Here is a 22,309-nt window from a genome sequence, read left to right as displayed (position 1 = left end):
GCCTCCCTATGCTGCTCCCGCTACCACCTTGCCTTTCGTCAACAATTCCACAGCAGCTTGATATTGGACATCAGCTTCTGTGCCAATTTGATCGCGGGTAATGGCTGTAGTTGGCACTACCTTGTCTGGCTGAATACCGAGTTTATTAATATCTCGGTGATTGGGAGTTTCGTACTTGGCGATTGTTACTGCCAAGCCAGAACCATCAGATAACTCAAATAAAGATTGAATTAAACCTTTGCCAAAGGTAGTTTCGCCGACAAGTTGAGCGCGATGATTGTCTTGTAAAGCGCCAGCAAGAATTTCACTAGCGCTGGCTGATCCTTGATTGACTAAAATTACCAGAGGATCGTTGGTTAGTGGCGGACCAAAAGCTTCAAAGCTACCTTGAATGCCTTGACGGTTGACTGTGTAGACGATAGTGCCTTTTGCTAACCACATTCGGGCAATTTCAATTCCGGCTTGCAACAGCCCACCGGGATTATTTCTTAAATCGAGAATGTAGGCAGCAGCGCCTTTTTTTTCTAAACTAGAAATGGCGTGTGCTAGTTCCATTGCCGCGTTAGCATTAAACTGAGTCAGTCGAAGGTAGCCAATCGGCATTTTTTGTGGTGAATAATGCAATTGAGCTATGACTGGGTTAAGTGCAATGCGATCGCGCACCAGTTGAATTTCCTTTTCTCCCTCTAAGTCTCGATCTATCACCAGGGTGACAACACTACCAATTGGGCCGCGCATTTTGGTTGCGGCTTCATCAAGGGAGAGTTTCTCGGTCGAGACACCCTCAATTTTGATGATGCGATCGCGAGCTCTAATACCTGCTTTTTCTGCAGGTGAACCTGCTATGGGAGCTACCACCTCCAACTTACCCTGTTGATCGAGGGCAATTTGTAATCCCACTCCAGTCAGTTCTCCAGAAGTATTTACCTGTAAACTACGGTACTGTTCTGGGTCTAAAAAACGAGTAAAAGGGTCATCAAGGCTACTGAGCATCCCTTGAATCACCTTATATGTCGTCTGATTGTCTTTCAATGGCTGTGCCAACACCTTTTGCCGCACATTCGACCAATTTTGGTGATTGAATGTCTCATCCAAATAAGTTCTGTTTACAATTCTCCATACTTCTGTCACCAACTTTTGTTCTTCACTTAAAGCCACAGCAGGTGGGCAAAAACTGCCAAAACCCAGCCAAAAAGCCAATAGCAGTGTTAATCCAGCGCGAAAAAACTGTTTGTGCATGAACCCCATGTTTAATTACAATCTCAACCCAAATTGCCAAACTTACCCAGTAACGAAGCTGATTGATGAAATCTATCTCTCGATTATGTTACTTTTTCTATAGAAGTGGTGCATCACGTTAAGGAAAGTTGTTTAACCGACCTGCTGCGCGTGCCACTCTCTAAACGATAAAATCTACTTTGTGTCCACAATTTTTTGTTTTTGGGTGCAAAGACCACGCAATATATACCCAATTTACAAAAATTGCCGAGCGCACGCCACATCCTTAGTTTTGGTGTGTGTGCGCTTAAAGGTATAGTACCGTGCGACACACGGAAACTAACGCTTGAGAAGCTAGTTGAAAGACTAGGCACATCAGAATGTAAGACCTAAAAAACGGAAATTCCAAACTTAGGCAGTCTGAGTCCAAGAATCTCACTCCTAATACGTGTGGGAGTGTCAGCAACCAAAGATCAATGTCTAGGAAATTAAAATTTGTATGGCCAACGTTTACGACTGGTTCGAGGAGCGCTTAGAAATTCAGGCGCTGGCTGAAGACGTTACCAGCAAGTACGTCCCTCCTCACGTCAACATTTTCTACTGTTTCGGTGGAATTACCTTGACTTGCTTTTTGATCCAGTTTGCCACTGGATTTGCTATGACATTCTACTACCACCCAACTGTTACAGAAGCATACTCTTCTGTACAGTACATCATGAATGAAGTCAGCTTCGGTTGGTTGATTCGCTCAGTTCATCGCTGGTCTGCTAGCATGATGGTACTGATGATGATTTTACACACCTTCCGTGTGTACCTTACTGGTGGTTTTAAGAAGCCCCGCGAACTAACTTGGGTAACTGGTGTCATCCTGGCTGTAATTACCGTTTCTTTTGGCGTGACTGGCTATTCCCTACCTTGGGACCAAGTTGGCTACTGGGCTGTGAAAATCGTTAGTGGTGTACCAGAAGCAATTCCTGTAGTTGGTACTCTGATTTCTGATATGCTGCGCGGCGGTGCAAGCGTTGGACAAGCTACCTTAACTCGCTACTACAGTGCGCACACCTTTGTACTGCCCTGGCTCATTGCCGTGTTCATGCTGCTGCACTTCTTGATGATCCGCAAGCAAGGGATTTCTGGTCCATTGTAATTCCACTAGAAAATCAGGCAAGGGCTACTGTATGCAATCGTGAGTTGTTTGTTTTAAACTTATGGGAAGAAATAACAGTTAATTGACACATAAGAAACAAAACAACACTCAAGATGCACATCGCTCTCAATAGCTTGCCTAATGGCGGGTGACAAGAGCTATATTCAGTGACCAGTTATTAGTAATCGGTATCCTTTTTTAAGTGGTAACTGCTTACTGATAACTGGAAACCGGAAAAAATCTTTAACTTTTTTTAAGCTGGAGAACACATTTACAAATGGCAACACTGAAAAAACCCGATCTGAACGATCCTAATTTAAGAGCCAAATTGGCAAAAGGTATGGGTCACAATTACTATGGTGAACCAGCTTGGCCTAACGACTTGCTCTACGTCTTCCCAGTTGTAATCATGGGATCTTTTGCTTGTATTGTGGCTCTTTCTGTGCTAGACCCAGTAATGACTGGCGAACCAGCAAATCCTTTTGCTACTCCGTTAGAAATCCTTCCAGAGTGGTATTTATACCCTGTATTCCAAATTCTCCGCTCAGTTCCCAATAAACTGTTAGGGGTATTGGCAATGGCTTCTGTACCCTTGGGAATGATACTGGTTCCGTTCATTGAAAACGTGAATAAGTTCCAAAACCCCTTCCGTCGTCCAGTGGCTACCACTGTATTCCTTTTTGGTACTTTGGTTACTATCTGGTTGGGTATTGGTGCTACTTTACCAATCGATAAATCCTTCACTTTGGGACTGTTTTAAATTAGTCACGCCTTCAGTCCACTTTGACGCCTGTAAGTTTCAAAAGGCATGTATAACCGTGCTTTTATTGAAGAATTAACAGGCGTCAATTTTAATAATCTAAGTAAAATTTTGGATTTTGGCATCACTGTGATGCCAAAATCTAAAATCTGGGTTATAAAAAGATACACACACTTTTCACCTAATTACATTCAAGTCACGGTCAATGCTTAGCATAATGCAGCAAGACCATCTGACGGTAAAGAGCGAACTAAAGCTTCTCAACCAAGTGCAACAATGGTTTGAACAATTTTGTCTCAAACATGTATCTCAACTTGGTTGGTCTGAAAGCCAACTTTATCGCCTCAACTTAGCATTAGCAGAAGGCTTTACTAATGCCGTTCGTCATGCTCATCATGCTTTACCACCGGAAACAACCATTGAGATTGAGGTTTCTCTATGGATTGACCGATTGGAAATTAGAATCTGGGATTATGGAAAACCCTTTAATCCCGATGCGATCGCAGAGCCAAAGCCAGGTACTCTGCAAGTTGGGGGATATGGATGGTTTCTACTTCGACGATTGGTAGACCAGGTTGTTTACGAACGTGATGCAGATGATAGAAATTGCTTGCTCATCGTCAAGTATGGTATCCAAGGTAAGTAATCACGGGTGGCGAAGCTTTACCAATCAACTTCCCGCTCATCAGTCATTGTTAAGAGTAGTTCAGTTAAAAGGGGGTTAAATACTCCCCTTGTATTACCTCAATAATTAGTATAAAAAATAGTACTAAATTACGTATAATTAGCATGAAAGTTGTAGCTATTTCTTTGTTAAGATTTGGCAGCACACTAATTATAAGTCAGAAATTTTACTGAATAGTAATTGTAGAGAAAAATATCATTTACTACAGTGGGAGAACAGATCAATTTAGGTCATCAATTGACCAAAAAACCTAACCACGTTTTCGTGTTCATAGAAGTTTTTGGACACGAAGGTGGAATTCAATCCTATGTAAAGGATGTTTTTCGCGCTTATCTTGCTTTAAACAAAACTGCACAGGCAGAAGTATTTTTGCTGAGAGACAGTCCTAACTGCGAAAATCCTTTTGCATCAGACAATTTAAACTTTCATTACTTCAAAACTCAAACTCCTCAATTAGGCAGAGTAAAATTAACAATGGCGTTACTCGCTCATTTACTACGCCAACGCCCCCAGCATGTCTTCTGCGGTCATGTTAATCTTGCACCTCTAATTAGTACACTGTGCCAACCTCTAGGTATTCCATATACGGTGATGACTCATGGTAAAGAAGTTTGGCAACCTTTACCTCAAAGGACAAAATCTAGCATTCAACAAGCAGCATGTATTTGGACTGTCAGTCGCTACACTAAACAAGTTGCCTGTGCTGTGAATAATTTTGACCCAGCTAAAGTCAGAATACTGCCTTGTGCTGTCAATAGTGATTACTTTACCCCAGGAGCAAAGTCAACTGCCTTGTTAGAACGTTACAATCTAGCAGATGCCAAGGTGTTAATGACTGTAGCACGTCTGTGGTCAGGTGATATTTATAAGGGTGTAGATATTACGATTCAAGCATTACCAAAAGTAGCACATGTATTCCCAGAAGTCAAGTATCTAGTGATAGGTCGCGGCGACGACCAACCACGATTAGCTCAACTAGCATCAGATTTAGGTATGAGCGATCGCGTCATCTTTGCTGGGTTCGTTCCCACATCCGAACTTGTAGAACACTACCGCCTTGCTGATGCCTACGTTATGCCTTCCCAAGAAGGTTTTGGCATTGTCTACTTAGAAGCGATGGCTTGTGGTGTACCAGTATTATCTGGTGATGACGATGGGTCAGCAGATCCATTACAAGATGGTAAATTAGGATGGCGTGTACCACACCGCGATCCAGCAGCAGTGGCGGCGGCTTGTATAGAAATTCTTCAAGGTGACGATCCACGTTGTGATGAAAAATGGCTCCGCGAACAAGTTATTAACCTATTTGGTATAGAAGCTTTTATTGATCGGTTACAACCGCAGTTCAAATGATCAGAGAAACCCTGTTTGTAAAGTGTAATTAAAATTAGAGTTGGTGGAAAAGGAAAACCTGATCCACCTATTTTTTGCTCAGGAATGTTGAGTGACCGTTGATATAAGGTGATATTTCAGTCTAAAGATGATGGTCAACAAGTCCAGGATCAACTATGAGCGTAATACGTTGTTGAAAGCGAATTCACCAACTTTAGTCCCCGACTCAAAGCCACCCTCAGCATCCCATTGGTAGTGGACACCAAGATAAACTCGGCTTCGACCGTTTTCCCTTCCGGCTTCTGTAAAGCTGGTAAAAGTACGGGTAAGTTTAACCCCATTCTCATCGCGTAAGGCGTTTGGATCTTCGGTTGTTGCGGTGAAGGATATAGAATCCCTCGCGAAGAAAAGCCGCATCATTGCTGCATGAGCAGCGCCAAAGGTGGCGTGACCAGAGATATAGGCAGGGAAAGCAGGTGAGAAACGAGTGCCGTCAGTCGTTGCTGAGAGCGGTTGCCAGTGGCGGTCTGGTATTGTATCAGGATTGTTGTCAGTATCAGCCTCTCGGATCGCCGTTTCTGGTCGCCAGAGGCGAATCAAATTGTTCTGGTTATTTGCTTGAGGGAACAAATACTTCACATACCAGGCAACAATGGCGGCATCAGCCATAGCGATCGCCACCAGCGCGAACAGGCGTGCTGTTTCAAGTAGGCTTTGCACAGTTCCTTCTTGCTTAGCGACAATTTGAGTGATAGTGTAAAGCTGACCTGGTGGTTTGGAAGTACCGTTAAGGTCATTAGCCCAGAAGAAAGCGATTTCTGTTTGCTCCCGTGTTCTTTCTTTTGAACGAGCTTCGCCAAGGCGCTGCACTTCTTTTACTTGACCTGCGTAATCTCGGCTGGATAGCAGTTGTGAGTAATTACTGAACTTGCTAGCATTCAATGCTGTTGGCAGAAAATCATTAATTTGACTCGTTTGCCATCCACCGAATGGCTTGACTTGACCCCACTGCGGCGTAACGGCTGCTCCTGAACCCGTTTCCCGCCAATCACCAGGAGTAAAACCAAACTCTACAGCAGGAGGATCGTTCGCCATTTGTGAGCCATCGTTTTCACGCTCCAGTAAAATTGCCTCTGCAACAGCCTCACCAAACTTTTGTGAGGGATTACTTTCTCCCTCAGTCATTTTGAAGAACTTGGTGCAATCATCTAAAAATGACTTGGAATCAAAGCCTGGATTGACTTGATACACATCGAAAGGATTAGGCACTCCGCCTGGACTCGTTGCAGCCTGATTAATAAGTGTGTCAATCGTTTGCTGCAAAACTTTGCGTGCAGCATAGGCTGCACTCATAGCGGGATCTGCGCCTTCGACTAGAGCTGGTAGGTTAGACAGATACGGTTTATAAGGATTGCCAGAAAGAGCATTAATCGCATCAAACATCGCAATGTGCATGATCGCGCCAATACGGGCAATCGGACCTGGAGCGCCGCCGAATCTGCGTATAGCTTCCAGGTAAATGTTGTTCCAGGGAATGATCACAGTATCTTTCATTTTTTCCTCATTTGAATTAAACATAGGACAAATAAATCACCTCAACAAAGTCGGGGTTTTGAACTTTGAGAACATAAACCCTCCTTCTACTTCTGATATAGGTGTCAGTGAAATTAACCGATGCGCTTGGGGATTTTCAACAAATGCTGTTTTCTGCTCAGTCAAAGGTAAGTTCACTTTCAAGATTTCAATTATTAGACATAGCAGTGAAAAATAGTGTATGCAACAAAGGTTAAAAGCCTGTCTTTCTCTGGGTATGGCTCAAAAATTAAGAATAATTACAAAAAATAGTGTTTTGCACTAACGGAACGGCGTGAGTCTGAAAGATATTAAGTAGAGTAATATCTTGAATAGTTATGTACTCTAACTGCATCAGTTGATATTGCTTACAGTTACTACTAAATGTAGCTTTGCATCAACAAATATGCAATGAAACTTAATCTCACGTAGGAGGATATATATGTCTAATTCCGTTCATGATTCACATGTGGCTCACATCGCTCGAATCAGTTCAGATGCCCGTAAAAAGAAATCGCTGATGCAAAGGTATCGACAAAATCCTTTGTCTATGATCTGGTCAAAGTTAGCTGCTGTGTTTGCACCTACTCAAGTTACGAGTGAAGAAGGACAACTAGAGAATCAAACTCAATCATACAAACTTGATTCCACTGACGAACATTATTATTACTCTCGCTTTACAGACAGAGTTGACCCATCAATTTACCATACCATTTTCCATCCCTACGATCGCTACAGATAAGGAGCGATCGCAATACTCACCCGTAGAGGCGAACAATCATTCGCCTCTACAATTTAGTACAAAAATACAAATGTTACTCATTCTCTGGCTTATTTGGACCTGGGAGCCAATTAGGAGTATACAAAGAATCTTTTGCTTCTACACGTCCACAAATTGTTGCTGCTGCGCCGCAGATAATTACTACGATTTGTGCAGTATCTTGACCAATATTTATAGGTTGTTTGTTGAGTAATTTGTCAACATCACTTCCAATCACTGGTGCGATCGCTGCAACTGTCGTAAAAACTATACCCCAAACTGTTTTACTAGTGAAAATACTTTTAGCTTCGCTGCTATTAGATTTTTGCTCAGTATAATTTAAAACTTTTTCTGTTTCAGTATTCATAATTTTTTCGGTTTATTTGTTAATTTAGTAGTAATCTTAAATCCACTACCTAAAGTAAGGTTTTCGGAAAATATTTCGGCAAAATGCTTGATATCTACAATCCACGTTCATCTTCCGCAACGTGCATAAGTTGATTTCACTTACACCTAGTAAAGAAGTAGAACCAGAGCTGATGTCCGAGCTTGTTCAAAACCTAGTATCTACCATAGGAGGTAATGGTGTTCAAGTTTTCGCAGCTTAAATATGAGTTTGTCTTCGGAATCACCCTTTGCTTGATACTGGTCTGCGGACTTGTATTGGGGCAATCCAGTCCGGCGCAAAGTCAGCTAAAAACACGAGTCGAGCTTGCGGGTACAGACATTACAGGCACTCTCATCCTCACGCAGCGAGACAATGGGTTGGTGCAGATTCGGGGCACGATTCAAGGCGATCCGGCAACGCTAACTCCAGGTCTGCACGGACTCCACATTCATGCCGTAGGCGTATGCGAACCCGATGCTCAACCTCCTTTTAGCACTAGCGGTGGACACTTTGACCCTGGTCCTTTTGGTTCGGAACTTCCCGTCGAGGCAAACCACCCATACCATTTGGGTGACTTGCCAAACCTAGAAGTGGATGAGCAGGGACAAGCAACGTACAATGCGCTAACTAGTCGAGTGACTCTGAGTGAAAGTCCCCTGAGCGTGTTTGACGAAAATGGTAGTGCAATCATTATTCATCAGTTACCAGATCAACAAAAAGCGGGTGGGACAGGTCCGGAAGCGGGCGGGGGACGGTTAGCCTGTGGGGTTGTGACTAATTCATGATCGACAAGAGCGATCGCACGATCTGGTGTGAAAAGATTTCTTGCTCTTGTCGAAAAGCTTCATCCCGGTAGAAATACTGGCAAAATTTTATATTTATTCCGAAACAGCGATTAAGGCTGATGTATTATTCCTTAAATCAAAGTCGAATATTACATCAGCCTAAAAGGAACTTATGTTTGGCAGAGCTATAGATTTGTTGTTTATAGATTCCATTGCCTTTGCTGTTAACGTCACTCTAGGTACAATAGTTAAAACTAAATTATGCAACTACTCTTGGGATGGAAGAGTAAATCCTGACATCAAAGAAACAGATGATCAACAAAGCGAAGAACATTACGTTCCCAAGTAATATTTGTGTATAAAATTTACTTTGAGGACTATTTGCACTATGAGTGAAATACTTACTGATCTCGATCTACCACCAGCATTTCCCGACCATACTCAACTACCGGAATCTGATGGTACTTTTGTGCATAATTTTCAAGCACATCCTCAATGTATTATTTTAACTGATTCAATTGCCCCAGTTTTGCAGCGTTTGCATCCAGATGGACAATATTGTATTGGTCAAGACTGTGGTATTTACTGGCGAGAAACCGATCCACCAGAAAGAGGAGCCGAAGCACCAGATTGGTTTTATGTCCCTGGTGTACCACCAATGCTAGACGGCAAAATCCGTCGTTCCTATGTTTTTTGGCGAGAATTTACTCCGCCACTAATTGCCATAGAACTTGCCAGTGGTGATGGCGAAGAAGAACGAGATACAACGCCTTTAAATTATGCTAGGCGTAGAGAAGCTAAAAAGCCTGGTAAATTTTGGGTATACAAGCAAATTATCCGCATTCCCTACTACGTCATTTATGAAATTAATAACGGCAAGTTGGAGGTTTATCACCTAATAGATTTTACATATCACAAGATACAACCTAATGAGCGCGGTCACTACCCAATTCCACTTCTTGAGGTTGAAATTGGGTTATGGCTGGGAAGCTACCTCAACAATCCAGAACAACTGTGGTTGCGCTGGTGGGATTTAGAGGGGAACCTGTTACTGACGGGTAAAGAAGAAGCCGAGTTGCAAAAGCAAAAAGCTGAGCAAGAAAGACAAAGAGCTATTGCGGCAGAGCGAAAAGCTGCTCAATTAGCAGAAAGGTTACGGGCTGCGGGTATCGATCCAGATGCCGTGGAATAATGTAGAGACGTTCCGCCGGAACGTCTCTACAATGATCCTGAATAATGCACGTTTAATTTCTGGCAATGTCTAAAGAATGGCGTGAATTGGTAAACCAAATCCTAGAGAATTTCTGATGACAAGAAATAAAGCGAGTAATCCGATAAACAAGACGGTACTTTGAATGTCTTGAGCAAAAGTGTGGAGTTTTTCCCGCCATAGTCCGTAAAGGTTGACAAAATATAATGGCATATCGCTAAGTGCGATCGCTACAATTGCTCCCAATACACCAAAACGGAAAAATGCCACGGGTAATCCCAATCCAATAATCAAAAATCCCGCAAAATTACTTTGGGCTGTATATAAAGGCTTGCCTATTGCAATCAAAGCCGGACTCATTGTATAGAATAATACAGAAAACCAGATACCGCAACAGAGAATTGGCATCATCCATGTTGCTGCAGTGTATCTTTCGTCATAAAGTACCGCAATGACTAAATCCCCAACTGTAACAAGTGCTGCCAGTAAAATCGCAAATCCAAATAGGATCTGCCGACGTTGACGCAGAATCTTGGCGCGTAAAGTTGACCTGGGCAGATCAAGATGATTAGATATGGTAGGAAAGATAACTTTGTAGCTGAGTTGTTTAACGATTTCTCGTGGGATAGCGGCTAAAGTATAAGCGATCGTATAAACGCCTAATGTTTGAAAGGACAATAGCTTAGCCAGAATCAGACGGTCAGCTTGCTCGTTCAAAAAGGTTACAGCAGTTGCCAAAAATATCCATCTACCAAAAGATATAATTTGTTTAACTGCATCTTTATCCCAAGTAAAGCGATTGGAGTATTCAGGTATTAACCAAAAGCTACCGATCATTCTAAATACTGAGCCTGCGATGATTCCCAACGCTAAAGCCCAAATACTTCTAGTGAACCAAGCTAAGACAATAAATGTAGATAAAGTTAATACTTGTATACACAGATCGAATAGGGTAGCTTTACGTACATCGAGTCGGCGTTGCAGAGTATGTATAGTAGTGGAACTAAAGCCATCAAAAATTGAGGAAAGTCCGACAATGGGTATTAACCAAAACAGGCGTTCATCATTGTAAAACTTAGCAGCGGGAAAGGTAATGAGCAGGAAAAATAGCCAAATTATCAAGCCGCGAATTGCTTGTAGTGTCCAAGCCGTATTCAGAAAAGCTCGTTCGTCACCGCGTTTGTTGTTAACAATACTTTGCGGAATACCAAGGTCTGAGAATAAATCTATACCACTTCTCAAGGTATTCACTACAGCCATAAGACCAAAATATTCAGGTACTAGTAGGCGAGTCAAAATTAGGTTACTACCAAACCTAAGGATCTGACCAGCGCCATAACCTGCAATTGTCCAAATCGCACCCCGAATAGCAAGCTTTTTTACAGATGTCATAATTTATTGTTGATTAGTTCCTGACGCAGAGCAAAATAGATTAGCTAATTTGCTTGCTTCTTGTGCAACATTATGGTAAGTTTTTACAGATATTGCTCCGGCTTGACCCATTTGTTCCAGTTTTTCTGGGGGAAGTTGCAGTACTTCACGAATCGCTTCTGTTAATGCTTCCACTGAACCTGATGGTACAAGCCATCCATTCACTCCAGGTTTGACTAGTTCAGGAATTCCCGCAACATAAGTGCTGATTACAGGGCGCTGCAATGCAAATGCTTCCATAATCACTACAGGTAAACCTTCGGCAAAGCTTGGTTGAATCAAAGCACGAGAATTAATCATATATTTTTGCACTAGTTCACCGCTTGCCCAACCAGTAATCTTTACTTGATCTTGAAGACTGTAATCTTGTGTTAAAGTTTCGATCTGAGATCTTAATGGCCCATCACCAACTAGAGTTAAATTGCATGGACAACCTTCAAGAGCTAATTGATTCACTGCTTTGATTAGCAGCAGTTGTCCTTTTTCTTCACACAGTCGCCCAACACAAACTAAGTTTGGTTCGGATGGTATGACTGTAGTGTTTTGATGGAAAAATTTATTATCTACTCCACAACGAACTAAATGAATTTTTTGCCACTGCTGATAGTTACACCATCGATACAATTGGCTAACACTATAAGAACTGACGGTGACAACAAATGCAGCGCGATTGATTTTTTCAGTTAAAGCTATACTCTCAACTTGATCAAATTCATAGGGACCGTGTACTGTGAAGCTGTAGGGTGGACCACCTATTGCTTGACATAACATCGCTACAGTAGTGGAGTTGGTACCAAAGTGAGCGTGAAGATGAGTTACTTCTAAGTTACGCAGCTGTTTGAGTAGAACGCAAGCCTCTGCTAGGTAAATAATATGGTACAGAACTCCCCGTTGAGAATTCCAACCAATTTTGAGCGCCAACCATAAACCATATAGCCAGGAAATTGGTTTGGCGATCACCACACTCAGTAAGTTGAACAACAACCCGATTATTCCCACATCCAAGATTACTTGAGTTTTTTCGGATTCTTCTATGTCTTCTGGTTCAACTAATTCAGTCAAGCTTCTTCTCATCGAAAAACGTGCTACTGTTAGACCACATTCTTCTATGGCGGCAATTTCACGCCTGATAAAGCTATGGCTTGTTTTTGGATATTGATTTACTAAATAAGCAATTTTCATCAAACTAGATATTTATACTTATATTTATCTATCTTTAAGAGATAAGATATTCACTTTACAGAGAAAAAGCAATGGTTTGTTTAAAGTTAGTCTTTAGATCTGCCTAGACATTTTAAAGTTACTGTGAAACCCTCTGCCTTTTCAAGAAGTAGCGCTTTTGTACTCAACTAAAGTACGCTGTCGTTTGAGTAAACGGGAAATGTGAAATTGAAGCTGTCCTTGAACTTGGGGAAATTTACCTAACAAGCAAGATAAGGAATAAAGGGCTGCATCACTGAAATTATAACCTCGTTTTAAAGTATATTTGTATACTTTATAGACTAAAACGGCATAAGCTACTAACAGTAACAGTAGTGAGAAACCAGAAGTAAACCATACACTAGCAACTGTAATTAGCGGTAATAGTAAACCCCAAAACCAGATACTGCGACTTTCTTTAAGCCAATGTCTTTCCGGGCTGCCACCGTGTAGCCAAGATCCCTCAGCATAAGCGTGTCCGGCGCGGAGGTTGCGCTTCCACCACTGACCAAAACGGGTCATTTGCGCATCATGAATAGTCATATCAGCATCTATACGGAAGATTTTACCCCCGGCACGACGTAATCTTACACACAGTTCTGGTTCTTCGCCAGCAATGAGAGTAGGATTAAACCCGCCAACTTGTTGAAGTGCTGATACACGCATCATCGCATCACCGCCACAGGCTTGAGCTTCGCCAATGGGGGTGTCCCATTCTATGTCGCACAGACGATTATAAATCGTGCGATCGCGCTCTCGCTCACGTCTACGACCGCACACCACCACAACCTCTGGGTGTGCAACTAATTGACTCACCGCACTTTCTAACCATCCCTCCACCACTTGACAGTCTCCGTCCACAAACTGGACAAATTCAACACTTGGTTCCACTTGTAGTAAGTACTCAAAACCTGCATTTCTGGCACGAGCCGCAGTAAAAGGAATCGATAAATCCAGTTCTACGACATCAACATTCAAAGATCTTGCTAGTGCCACACTACCATCTGTTGAACCAGAATCTACGTACACAATTCGCCCTTTGCCCAGTACTGATAGTAAACAGTCTCTCAAACGATTTCCTTCATTTCTCCCAATTATTACTACTCCGATTAAAGTCATTTTTTCTTCTCCCATTTTTTATATTTTGTAACAATGATTACATTAATTAGTCAATATTTAAATAGTTGACAAACATAGAAAAATATATATAGTTTATAAAATATATAGAGGTAGTTAGTAACAATACTATCAGAAAGTCATCAGGGATATAACATAATTTACCAAAATTATATGTCTACAACCCAGCTAGTTTCCAATCAGTATTATATATATATAACACCAGAGGAAGGTTTAATTCCTTGGGATATATTTAACCCAAATCCAGAGAACTGTGGCTTTGTTGCCTACTTTGGTAAAGTACTTCAAGCTGTCGAAACTCACTTGAAGCAAAAAGGTTTAACATTTTACATTACCATGACAGAATTGCGAGAATTGCCATCCTATGGCAAAGATGTTGTCGTAATTATGTTGGGAGATGAATTGTGTCGTATACCAAAATATGCTCATAAGGTAGGAGCTATATTCAAGTGTTACGGTACGCAGCAAATACTAGGATGTAATCCCTTACTGAAGCCTTCTTATCTCAATTTAGTCACCACAATTCAATTTTTGAGAAACTGGATTGTCCGTCTGCCTTGGATATTACAATATCAAATGCAGAAGATAAAAGGCTTGCTTTCAGGGAGAAGAGTTGCTCCTATTTATGATATTCCTTTGGGTTACTACAATTCGGAGAATTTGCCGATTAAGGATATATCCGAGCGTCTTTATGATGTTTATTTTGCTGGTAGTGCAGTACATGAACGTTACTCGATTTGGTCTTTGCAGTATTGGTTAAGAACTCCAAAAACTGTTTCTCGACAACAAATGATATCAAGTTTAAACAGGTTTAAGGAGAAACATCCTGAATATAAAATAGAATCTTCAGTCACTCAGGCTTTTGGTGCAGCAGGTAGTAGCGAAGTTGCCCTTAGTTATAACGAAAAAATGATGAATACAAAAATTTGTCTCGCTCCTAGAGGAACTTCGTTTGAAACATATCGCTTTTATGAGGCAATAAAATATGGTTGTATTGTCGTAACTGAAGCTTTACCTCCACGCTGGTTTTATGATGGTGCGCCTAATATTAAAGTAACTGATTGGCTTTCTTTGGAAGAGACATTGGAAAAATTGCTCAAAAACCAACAACTCTTACAAGAAATACATCAACAATCTTTAAATTGGTGGCAGACAAAATGTTCTGAGGATGTTGTGGGTAAGTATATTGCTGAGAAATTAAATTTGCATTTCATGTCATAAGCGCTTTCTATTCAACCTACATATCCTGTAGAGACGCGCCATGGCGCGTCTCTACACTATTTTTCGGAGATGTCTATCTAGTCCTAATTCAAACTATAACGATCTATACCAACGAGGCGACGAGTATAACGAACTCCAGCATCGAACAATGCTAAGGGGAAACCTTGCAAAGTCGGATGACCAGCTGATAGGATAGCAAAAATCTTTGCCGGAGTAGTCTTCACATCCATCCAAGGAGCATCTTCACCAATTTGCTCTCTATATTGACGGGCGATTAATGTATATGGAGAAAGTTCTAAATGGAGGCGATCGTAATACATCCGCAGGCGCTGTTGAAGTGGTTTAGGAGAATTCCAAATTGCTTTAGGATCAGGAGTAATCTCCCAAGGTTTGCGTCCCATAGAGTGAATTAAGGCTGGTAAACATTGACCTCTAAGTAGATTTTGTAATCGTTCTACTGGTGTATAACCAGAAGGACCGTAACATTGAGCGATATCAGTTCCGCGTTCTAGAGCCTTTACTGATATTTGTGAAAATTCTACAGAACCGAGCAGGGCTGTGAGTACTTCTTGATCTCCTAGCATATGTAATGGACGTTGGATGTAAGGTTGGCGCTGTGCTTGAATATATGCTGGCTCATTCAGCATTTTCCGCCAAACTTCGAGCAGTTCAATGTGTTTTTTAGTCACTCGAACAACTCCTGTATTTAGGGTAGTGGGAAAAGTTCGACCTGGTTTAAGTCCCCAAGCGGTGGTGCGGTGGGTTCCTCCTTGATGCTGTCCCCAGTAATCTTCTTGAGTAACAACTAAGGTATCGTCGTTTAAATTTTGCAATAAGGAACGAAAATCTTTGGTAATGATAATGTCTGAGTCAATCCAGACTACTTCGCGATGACCTTCTTGGAGACGACGTAGTAAAATAGTAGGCTTCACGTTCCAACCTACTGCGGCTAGGTCATCTTCTGCCAGCAGCTTTACATTAGGTTGAAGTTTAACCCAAGAGCGAAAGGATGCAGACGGCTGAGGACAGCTGATGGCGATCGCAATATCAGGACAGTGATGCCTTAAACTCAATACAGTGAGTTTAACGCCAATGAGGTACTCGCAACGGTCTTCGTAGATGCAAACAACCATGGTTAAATTTTTTAAAGATTTTTTGTCACTGGTAGTTGATAAAAACAGCGTTCGAGCACTAATTACGAGCAGCGAAATTGATTATACTTGGCTAAAAGCACAAATGCATCTAGAATCATCTAGAAAACAACGTAGTATAAATATTGTTAAGTTGCAATATTTAATTAATCGCTCTACATAATTAGACGTCAAACGTACAATGCGATTAAAGCGATTTCCCCAAAAAATAGGTTGCTGGTCTTATTTTTGCTAGAAAGCTAACCAATACTATTTCAATTTTTTGTTTTTATATGGCTATGTTAAATATTTATCACAAAATCTAATTTTTAAAACTCATAATGTATCTTCTTAACTCGATCTTCACATATATATAAAGATAATTTTAAATTTGAGTATGCGTCAATAACAAGAATAAAAATTTAAGATAGAATAATAAAGAACGCAACCTATTTATGATGTTATAACTGTGAAAATAACTAGAATTGCCTCATAAGTATTAAATAAAACATTGTTGAGAGCATCAGTATAAGTTCAAGTATTCATTATTTATAACCCTGTATTAATTAAGGGTGTATCATGACTGAAAAACCTCAGATTACATTTGTGTGCTGCGTTGAATCGGGATGGTTGGAAACGCAAACAGTACGGATGATAGAAAGCTTGCGCCGATGGGGGGGCAAGTTGAAGGATGCACCTGTATATGCCGTAACGCCTTGCTTTGGACCTCCTTTGACTAAAAAAACACATCAAATATTTGACAAGTTCCAAGTTGAATATCTCAGTTTTCAAAGCAAGAACAAATATTCTTGGAACAAATTTTTGAATAAGCCGTTAGCTTTGGCTGCTGTAGAAAAGTTGGCGACTACTGTTGCTGTAGCTTGGTTAGACAGCGATTTACTTATTGTGGATGAACCAGAGCGACTCCTGCTTGGCGAAGGAGAAAGTTTTCTTGCCTGCGCTTCGGACAAAAACATCGGTACTACAGGTCCAGATGATCCAACTGAACCATACTGGGAAGAGATTTGTAAATGTGTAGGTTTGAAGATTGAGGATCTTCCTTGGATTAAGACAGAGCAGGAAGGAGTAAGTATTCGTTTATATTGGAATAGCGGGATTTTTGTCTACCGCCGTTCCACGAATTTTGCTGACCATTATTTGCAAGCATGTATTCAATTGTGTGACTCATACTTAGCTTGTCAGAAAGCGGGATTCTTTTTCAATGACCAAGTTGCACTAGGTTTGACTATGGTTAAGATGGGAATTCCTTGGCGTGCGTTGCCTTACTCTCACAACTATGCTATGGGTAGTAAGACACACAAAGATTGGTATAATGAAGAACTATTGAGGGCAGCCAAGGTAGTACATTACCATGATGCGATGTGGCCTCCATTTTGGGATACGTTTTTAGAATGTCTTTCCCACACTCATCCATCGGTAGCTGATTGGCTAAGTTCAATTGGTCCAATGAAAAATGAAGCGCCATTGCGATCGCGAGTAATAAAAAAAGTCATTAACTCCATTAGGTCTAGTAAAGAGTCGGCTTATATGAAAGCTTGTAAAGTTATTTAAACATCCCTACGCTTCTTCTGACCTATTTTGCCCGACAGAGAGAACAACTGTAATAAACAATACCCAATATATATTAGATAGACGTAACAGGTAACTCTCTGTCATATTATTCATTGCCAGGAAGATGAGAAAAGCTAGAGGCCATAGGTTCTCTGGACTTTTAGTTGCGTATGCTCTTTTTAAAGCACGGAAAAAGGCTACAAAATAAACAATGAGAAAAATAGAGAACCCAATCAAGCCAACATCAAGTGCAAGATCGATTAACCCATTATGAGCATGAGGTGCAACAAAACCATGCCCTAGTGCTTGACCTACTTCTCTACCATTTTTTCCTTCGGGAAACCAAAATGCACCACGCCCAAAACCTAACAATAATCTGTCTTGAAGTTTAGCGAAAACACCTTCCCATAATATTGTTCTTCCAGTTAAAGTGGGATCTTTACCCAATCCAGTTATGAGAGATACCCAGTTACCGATTACCAACGTACCCACACAACCAACAAGCAAAATAACAAAATCTAAAATAACCACCGACACCTTTCCCTGCCAGCGGAAGTTTTGATAGAAAAGTAAAATTAATACAAGTATAAAATATATAACAAGTGAAGTTTTGGAGGTAGAAAGCACAATCATTATCAATGATAAACTAACACCTATCCACTTGTAAATAACATGTCTTGATTGTTCTATTGGTAGGAGAAAAAATACCAATGAACTCATAATCATCATACTCCCAAAGGTATTTTTATAGTCGTAAATTCCTCTCCATGCACCTGGATGATCATCTTGGTGTATAACAAGATCAGGCATAACCAGACCGAGAAGTATACTTAATACAAGCGCTATCCCAAAATTCCAAGCAATTAATTTTACTTGTTCTTTCAAACTAAATCTAGTTGCGAAATATAAAGCAAATGCACTCATTTGCAAGACTTCACGATTGTTTTTTAATACTTTTAAGGGAAAGTCTGACCAAATAAATGATAGTAAGATGATTGCTGTTAATAGCCAAATTAATATATCTTGTCTTGCTGTACGTAAAGTATTTTTCCAGTTGAAGCCCATGAACACATACGCAGCTAGCCAAACAAGATATCTTAGTCCTGTTCTAATAAAGCTGGGAAATATCGCGCCTGTGGACAAAGTTAAGCCTATATCAAAAGCTCCTGTGAAGAAAGTTAATCCAATTACTGCATAGCATTTTTCCAAAATTTCCCGATACTTTTTATTCATAAACTTGGAATCTTATACTCCACAATTTGTAAAATTTCATATAAATTGGTTTTATCATATAGTTTAGGAAAATTGGTTGTACTAAAAGGTGTTTTGTCGATATTTTCACTTAAAGTAAGTTGATTGACATTTTACTGGCTTTTTTTCTGTGTTAGTAAAACTAAAATCTCTGGTGGAAATACGGTAGAGACGTTCCGGCGGAACGTCTCTACGAATTTTTTTCCACATATATTTTCCGTAATATTATGGTGGCAGAATTTTACTAGTAATTGTAAGAATGTATTTGATTTTACCAATGAGGCTCTAAGTTCATTAAATCTTCAAAAAGAAAAATCATAAACTATTGCGCTCGATAGCTAAAGTTTTGTTAAGATGCTTATGCTAGTAATTTCAAAAACGAAAACCAGCTATCAGGGTGTGAAGAAGTAAATATTACTAGCACCATTGAGTTGAGAACAACAAGCTATGACCACCTACATTTTTTTCGATGAAGCCCTCCACATGCTAGTCAAAGCCTTTCTGATGTCAGTCTTGCTGCTGCTAGCAACTTCTGGTATCGGTTTGGCGATAATCGACACCATAGAAAAAACTAACATTCGCACAGTAAGGCGGCTTCCTGGGGGATAAGGAAGCCGCTTTTCGTCTGAATTCGCCAATCTCAACCGAAAAAAGTTCACTTTTTGTCAAGAAACTTTGAGTATGGATGTTCACTGGGCATAAATCCTGGGAACACTCTTTGTATGAAAGTCTCACGGCGTTGCAGTACTACCACCATCACGGTAGCTGTACCGCTCTTGAGACATCAACGAAGGTACTTTATATTTTTTAGAAAAAGATTATACGATTTAAAGACTTTTGTCCTCGTAACTTCTGTGTACGAGGTACACTGCCAAATTTGAGCCAAGAATTTGGAATACAAAAAGTTAGTAAAAAGTATAGTAATATGCCTTGCTCTGCCACCCTAAGTCAACTGGTTGAAGTTCTTTCTGCCCAGACAGTGAATTTATCTGAAGCAGCGTTAGCACAATTGGGTAGGGGTATCCAAACTGATACCCGCACTTTAAAGCCGGGTGAAGTGTTTGTGGCTTTACGCGGCGAAAAGTTTGATGGACATCAGTTTGTTCCTATGGCTGTGGAAAAAGGTGCAATTTCTGCAGTGGTTGATTTTGAGTACCAAAATTCTGAGTTTCCTCTATTACAAGTACGCGATACCTTGGCAGCATATCAAAAAATTGCTCGGTGGTGGCGCGATCGCTTTAAGATTCCAGTTATCGGGGTAACTGGCTCAGTAGGTAAAACCACAACAAAGGAACTGATTGCGGCGGTTTTAGGTACGCTTGGGCGAGTTCACAAAACTTATGCAAATTTTAATAACGAAATCGGTGTACCGAAAACTCTGTTAGAACTTGGTGCGGAGCATGACTTTGCTGTAGTGGAAATGGCAATGCGGGGGATGGGACAAATTGCCGAACTAACCCAAATAGCCCATCCCACAATCGGTGTAATTACGAATGTGGGGACAGCACATATTGAGTTGCTCGGTTCAGAACAAGCGATCGCCACAGCAAAATGTGAACTTTTAGCTGAATTACCTCGTGATGGAGTAGCTATTCTCAATCATGACAATCCGCTATTATTTACCACAGCAGCGAAAGTTTGGCAAGGTCAATTGGTAACATTTGGTTTATCTGGTGGTGATATCCAAGGGAAGATGATTGATACGGAAACAATTGAAGTTGCTGGTATACAGTTACCTTTACCTTTACCAGGTCGTCACAACGCCACCAATTTTTTAGCAGCTTTGGCAGTAGCCCAAGTCTTGGGGATTGATTGGTCAAGCTTGAAATCAGGTGTGGAAGTTGATATGCCAGGAGGTAGGGCGCAACGTTTTACTTTACCCAATGATGTGGTAATCTTAGATGAGACTTATAATGCTGCACCAGAAGCTATGTTGGCAGCACTAAACTTGTTGGCAGAAACGCCAGGGAAAAGACGGATTGCGGTACTCGGCGCAATGAAAGAATTGGGAGAGCGATCGCACTCCTTACACCAGCACGTAGGTGAAACAGTGCGAAACCTGAATTTGGATGCCTTGTTTGTTTTAGTTGATGGACTTGATGCAATGGCGATCGCCAACAGTGCAGAAGGTATACTTTCAGAATGCTTCACCAATCATGCCGATTTGTTAGCTAGGTTGAAGACGTTTGTTGAAGAGGGAGATAGAATTTTGTTCAAAGCTGCTCATTCAGTAGGTTTGGATAAAGTTGTGAGTCAGTTTCGTGCTGAGTTTTAAGTTAAGTAGGGTGCGCTCTTGGTAGTATAACGCACCGCTGAGTTTATGAAACCGCCTTCCCTTCGGGACGCTTTGCGAACGCGCAGTGTCTCGTTCGCGAAGCGTCTCCGACAGGAGAAGAGAAGACGCCTAGCCTGGGGTTTAAACCCCAGGGAAACGCCAAGAAATGTAGAGACGCGAAATTTCGCGTCTCTACGATTATGGTTAGCGCGAGATAATAATCTCTGTGCTTTAAGTTGATGTCCCCTTACGGGGAAGAAAATGAAAACTGGAAAATCTGAGGAGTAGTGCAATGACAAAACGAGGATTTTCAATCCCCTAGTGGGGAAGTTATGAAAACTGTTTTGCCGCTTGTCACTATTTGCCTCTGATTTAAGCAGGAATAAATTTAAATCAGAAAATAAGATTAGCACAAATATTTGATTAAGTCAAAGGAATATTTCCATTTCCGGAAGGGGAAGAAGTTCTAAAAGCTAAATTGACTTGTGTTGTTCCCATACCTAAACGAGTTTTCATTCCAGTACCGGCAAATTGCGCATATTGAACTAGCAAATTAGCGACATTCACCACCAACTCATCAGCACGACTAAGAACTTGTAGTGACACATCGCCAACAAATCCATTTATATAACCCTTGTGCAATACAAGCGATCGCGTTTGAATTTTGTGATGTTTAATTATAATTGACTCACTTAGGTAGGAGATTAACTCATCACCTCCTAAATATATAGGCGCAAAATGATTCCAACGCTCTAACCAACTGCGAAACATCAAGGAGGGTAGAGGTAAAGGTAAGTGCGTGTTATTCTGAGCAAAAGCTGTAGGAGTAACAAACTGCAAATCAAATCTCCGCACTGGCTCTGGCTCATTCGCCACTAAAGTTGTATATAGTTCTTCATAGCTAGTAGTTTCATCTTCACGGTTGATAACGTTAAACTGAGATCCGAGAAACTCCAATTGGCAAAGATTAAGAGATAATACTGCCTTTGCTGCAACTTCTTGCAAGCCACACAAAGATAACTTGTAAAACTGCTCGGGATGGAAAGTGAAAAACTCTTTAGAAGTAGAATATGAACCAAGAATTCCGGAGAAACAAGTAGAGGGAATCGCCTCGCCTCCCATCTCTAAACCTAATTGTTGATGTAGTAGCTTTACTAGTTCCAATCTATAGGAACGAGGTAAAACTGTTGGTTCGGTTACATATAATGTCCAAGTAGAACGAATTAGCATAAAAT

21 protein-coding genes are annotated in these 22,309 nt (G+C 40.9%); 12 read left to right on the top strand and 9 right to left on the bottom strand.

What is annotated here, in order from left to right:
* Window positions 1-6: 6 nt before the first annotated feature.
* Entirely contained in the window at window positions 7-1,248 is a 1,242-nt protein-coding gene (ctpA, locus tag ICL16_RS39230; RefSeq protein WP_190836967.1) for a carboxyl-terminal processing protease CtpA, read from the bottom strand.
* Between the two features lie 469 nt (window positions 1,249-1,717).
* Between ctpA and petB the strand changes: the two genes are divergently transcribed.
* From petB to ICL16_RS39210, 4 genes are all read left to right on the top strand, one after another.
* Entirely contained in the window at window positions 1,718-2,365 is a 648-nt protein-coding gene (petB, locus tag ICL16_RS39225) for a cytochrome b6 (protein ID WP_190836966.1), read from the top strand.
* Between the two features lie 277 nt (window positions 2,366-2,642).
* Window positions 2,643-3,125 carry a cytochrome b6-f complex subunit IV gene (gene petD / locus ICL16_RS39220; protein WP_190836965.1) on the top strand — a complete coding sequence of 161 codons (483 nt, stop codon included), beginning with the start codon at window positions 2,643-2,645 and terminating at the stop codon, window positions 3,123-3,125.
* A gap of 205 nt (window positions 3,126-3,330) precedes the next feature.
* Window positions 3,331-3,771, top strand: coding sequence for an ATP-binding protein (locus tag ICL16_RS39215; RefSeq protein WP_190836964.1), 441 nt, complete (start codon window positions 3,331-3,333; stop codon window positions 3,769-3,771).
* Window positions 3,772-4,002: 231 nt separating this feature from the next.
* Complete coding sequence (locus ICL16_RS39210; RefSeq protein WP_190837203.1) at window positions 4,003-5,163, top strand: glycosyltransferase; 1,161 nt, start codon at window positions 4,003-4,005, stop codon at window positions 5,161-5,163.
* Between the two features lie 153 nt (window positions 5,164-5,316).
* Here ICL16_RS39210 and ICL16_RS39205 read toward each other — a convergent pair whose 3' ends face one another.
* Entirely contained in the window at window positions 5,317-6,696 is a 1,380-nt protein-coding gene (locus ICL16_RS39205) for a vanadium-dependent haloperoxidase (RefSeq protein ID WP_190836963.1), read from the bottom strand.
* A 460-nt stretch (window positions 6,697-7,156) separates the two neighbouring features.
* Here ICL16_RS39205 and ICL16_RS39200 point away from each other — a divergent pair, with 460 nt between their 5' ends.
* Window positions 7,157-7,456, top strand: a complete 300-nt coding sequence (locus ICL16_RS39200) for a hypothetical protein (protein WP_238361153.1) — start codon at window positions 7,157-7,159, stop codon at window positions 7,454-7,456.
* Window positions 7,457-7,529: 73 nt separating this feature from the next.
* On the opposite strand, the gene ICL16_RS39195 is transcribed toward ICL16_RS39200, so the two are convergent.
* The gene (locus tag ICL16_RS39195; RefSeq protein WP_190836962.1) at window positions 7,530-7,841 is read right to left on the bottom strand and encodes a hypothetical protein; all 312 of its coding nucleotides are present in this window, start codon (window positions 7,839-7,841) and stop codon (window positions 7,530-7,532) included.
* Between the two features lie 215 nt (window positions 7,842-8,056).
* Between ICL16_RS39195 and ICL16_RS39190 the strand changes: the two genes are divergently transcribed.
* From ICL16_RS39190 to ICL16_RS39180, 3 genes are all read left to right on the top strand, one after another.
* On the top strand, window positions 8,057-8,647 hold the full coding sequence (locus tag ICL16_RS39190) for a superoxide dismutase family protein (RefSeq protein ID WP_190836961.1): 591 nt from the start codon (window positions 8,057-8,059) through the stop codon (window positions 8,645-8,647).
* Window positions 8,648-8,819: 172 nt separating this feature from the next.
* Complete coding sequence (locus tag ICL16_RS39185) at window positions 8,820-8,996, top strand: hypothetical protein (RefSeq protein ID WP_190836960.1); 177 nt, start codon at window positions 8,820-8,822, stop codon at window positions 8,994-8,996.
* A 39-nt stretch (window positions 8,997-9,035) separates the two neighbouring features.
* A complete protein-coding gene (locus ICL16_RS39180) occupies window positions 9,036-9,839 on the top strand; it encodes a Uma2 family endonuclease (protein ID WP_190836959.1) in 804 nt (267 codons plus the stop codon).
* Window positions 9,840-9,908: 69 nt separating this feature from the next.
* Here the strand turns inward: ICL16_RS39180 and ICL16_RS39175 are convergent, their stop codons facing one another.
* From ICL16_RS39175 to ICL16_RS39165, 3 genes are all read right to left on the bottom strand, one after another.
* Window positions 9,909-11,249: an oligosaccharide flippase family protein gene (locus tag ICL16_RS39175; RefSeq protein ID WP_190836958.1), complete on the bottom strand. Its 1,341-nt coding sequence runs from the start codon at window positions 11,247-11,249 to the stop codon at window positions 9,909-9,911.
* Between the two features lie 3 nt (window positions 11,250-11,252).
* Window positions 11,253-12,470, bottom strand: a complete 1,218-nt coding sequence (locus ICL16_RS39170) for a glycosyltransferase (RefSeq protein WP_190836957.1) — start codon at window positions 12,468-12,470, stop codon at window positions 11,253-11,255.
* A 141-nt stretch (window positions 12,471-12,611) separates the two neighbouring features.
* Entirely contained in the window at window positions 12,612-13,607 is a 996-nt protein-coding gene (locus ICL16_RS39165) for a glycosyltransferase family 2 protein (RefSeq protein WP_190836956.1), read from the bottom strand.
* A 171-nt stretch (window positions 13,608-13,778) separates the two neighbouring features.
* Between ICL16_RS39165 and ICL16_RS39160 the strand changes: the two genes are divergently transcribed.
* On the top strand, window positions 13,779-14,846 hold the full coding sequence (locus ICL16_RS39160; RefSeq protein ID WP_190836955.1) for a glycosyltransferase family 47 protein: 1,068 nt from the start codon (window positions 13,779-13,781) through the stop codon (window positions 14,844-14,846).
* A gap of 83 nt (window positions 14,847-14,929) precedes the next feature.
* Here ICL16_RS39160 and ICL16_RS39155 read toward each other — a convergent pair whose 3' ends face one another.
* Complete coding sequence (locus tag ICL16_RS39155; protein WP_190836954.1) at window positions 14,930-15,979, bottom strand: glycosyltransferase family protein; 1,050 nt, start codon at window positions 15,977-15,979, stop codon at window positions 14,930-14,932.
* A 576-nt stretch (window positions 15,980-16,555) separates the two neighbouring features.
* Between ICL16_RS39155 and ICL16_RS39150 the strand changes: the two genes are divergently transcribed.
* The gene (locus tag ICL16_RS39150; RefSeq protein ID WP_238361152.1) at window positions 16,556-17,548 is read left to right on the top strand and encodes a hypothetical protein; all 993 of its coding nucleotides are present in this window, start codon (window positions 16,556-16,558) and stop codon (window positions 17,546-17,548) included.
* A gap of 6 nt (window positions 17,549-17,554) precedes the next feature.
* Here ICL16_RS39150 and ICL16_RS39145 read toward each other — a convergent pair whose 3' ends face one another.
* On the bottom strand, window positions 17,555-18,781 hold the full coding sequence (locus tag ICL16_RS39145) for an O-antigen ligase family protein (protein ID WP_190836953.1): 1,227 nt from the start codon (window positions 18,779-18,781) through the stop codon (window positions 17,555-17,557).
* A 465-nt stretch (window positions 18,782-19,246) separates the two neighbouring features.
* Here ICL16_RS39145 and ICL16_RS39140 point away from each other — a divergent pair, with 465 nt between their 5' ends.
* Together ICL16_RS39140 and ICL16_RS39135 are read left to right on the top strand one after the other, a co-directional pair.
* Complete coding sequence (locus tag ICL16_RS39140) at window positions 19,247-19,408, top strand: hypothetical protein (protein ID WP_190836952.1); 162 nt, start codon at window positions 19,247-19,249, stop codon at window positions 19,406-19,408.
* 316 nt (window positions 19,409-19,724) lie between these two features.
* Window positions 19,725-21,074 carry a UDP-N-acetylmuramoyl-tripeptide--D-alanyl-D-alanine ligase gene (locus ICL16_RS39135; protein WP_190836951.1) on the top strand — a complete coding sequence of 450 codons (1,350 nt, stop codon included), beginning with the start codon at window positions 19,725-19,727 and terminating at the stop codon, window positions 21,072-21,074.
* A gap of 423 nt (window positions 21,075-21,497) precedes the next feature.
* On the opposite strand, the gene cas6 is transcribed toward ICL16_RS39135, so the two are convergent.
* The gene (cas6, locus tag ICL16_RS39130; RefSeq protein ID WP_190836950.1) at window positions 21,498-22,304 is read right to left on the bottom strand and encodes a CRISPR system precrRNA processing endoribonuclease RAMP protein Cas6; all 807 of its coding nucleotides are present in this window, start codon (window positions 22,302-22,304) and stop codon (window positions 21,498-21,500) included.
* Window positions 22,305-22,309: the final 5 nt, after the last annotated feature.

This window comes from Iningainema tapete BLCC-T55 (assembly GCF_014698965.1).
Taxonomy (GTDB): domain Bacteria; phylum Cyanobacteriota; class Cyanobacteriia; order Cyanobacteriales; family Nostocaceae; genus Iningainema; species Iningainema tapete.
This window is presented reverse-complemented; position numbering and strand designations above follow the sequence as displayed.

What these genes read in the sequence shown, in the direction of transcription:
- ctpA (WP_190836967.1), bottom strand. Translation starts at nt 1,248, where the DNA reads ATGGGGTTCATGCACAAACAGTTTTTTCGCGCTGGATTAACACTGCTA.
- petB (WP_190836966.1), top strand. Translation starts at nt 1,718, where the DNA reads ATGGCCAACGTTTACGACTGGTTCGAGGAGCGCTTAGAAATTCAGGCG.
- petD (WP_190836965.1), top strand. Translation starts at nt 2,643, where the DNA reads ATGGCAACACTGAAAAAACCCGATCTGAACGATCCTAATTTAAGAGCC.
- ICL16_RS39215 (WP_190836964.1), top strand. Translation starts at nt 3,331, where the DNA reads ATGCTTAGCATAATGCAGCAAGACCATCTGACGGTAAAGAGCGAACTA.
- ICL16_RS39205 (WP_190836963.1), bottom strand. Translation starts at nt 6,696, where the DNA reads ATGAAAGATACTGTGATCATTCCCTGGAACAACATTTACCTGGAAGCT.
- ICL16_RS39200 (WP_238361153.1), top strand. Translation starts at nt 7,157, where the DNA reads ATGTCTAATTCCGTTCATGATTCACATGTGGCTCACATCGCTCGAATC.
- ICL16_RS39195 (WP_190836962.1), bottom strand. Translation starts at nt 7,841, where the DNA reads ATGAATACTGAAACAGAAAAAGTTTTAAATTATACTGAGCAAAAATCT.
- ICL16_RS39190 (WP_190836961.1), top strand. Translation starts at nt 8,057, where the DNA reads ATGGTGTTCAAGTTTTCGCAGCTTAAATATGAGTTTGTCTTCGGAATC.
- ICL16_RS39185 (WP_190836960.1), top strand. Translation starts at nt 8,820, where the DNA reads ATGTTTGGCAGAGCTATAGATTTGTTGTTTATAGATTCCATTGCCTTT.
- ICL16_RS39180 (WP_190836959.1), top strand. Translation starts at nt 9,036, where the DNA reads ATGAGTGAAATACTTACTGATCTCGATCTACCACCAGCATTTCCCGAC.
- ICL16_RS39175 (WP_190836958.1), bottom strand. Translation starts at nt 11,249, where the DNA reads ATGACATCTGTAAAAAAGCTTGCTATTCGGGGTGCGATTTGGACAATT.
- ICL16_RS39170 (WP_190836957.1), bottom strand. Translation starts at nt 12,470, where the DNA reads ATGAAAATTGCTTATTTAGTAAATCAATATCCAAAAACAAGCCATAGC.
- ICL16_RS39165 (WP_190836956.1), bottom strand. Translation starts at nt 13,607, where the DNA reads ATGACTTTAATCGGAGTAGTAATAATTGGGAGAAATGAAGGAAATCGT.
- ICL16_RS39160 (WP_190836955.1), top strand. Translation starts at nt 13,779, where the DNA reads ATGTCTACAACCCAGCTAGTTTCCAATCAGTATTATATATATATAACA.
- ICL16_RS39155 (WP_190836954.1), bottom strand. Translation starts at nt 15,979, where the DNA reads ATGGTTGTTTGCATCTACGAAGACCGTTGCGAGTACCTCATTGGCGTT.
- ICL16_RS39150 (WP_238361152.1), top strand. Translation starts at nt 16,556, where the DNA reads ATGACTGAAAAACCTCAGATTACATTTGTGTGCTGCGTTGAATCGGGA.
- ICL16_RS39145 (WP_190836953.1), bottom strand. Translation starts at nt 18,781, where the DNA reads ATGAATAAAAAGTATCGGGAAATTTTGGAAAAATGCTATGCAGTAATT.
- ICL16_RS39140 (WP_190836952.1), top strand. Translation starts at nt 19,247, where the DNA reads ATGACCACCTACATTTTTTTCGATGAAGCCCTCCACATGCTAGTCAAA.
- ICL16_RS39135 (WP_190836951.1), top strand. Translation starts at nt 19,725, where the DNA reads ATGCCTTGCTCTGCCACCCTAAGTCAACTGGTTGAAGTTCTTTCTGCC.
- cas6 (WP_190836950.1), bottom strand. Translation starts at nt 22,304, where the DNA reads ATGCTAATTCGTTCTACTTGGACATTATATGTAACCGAACCAACAGTT.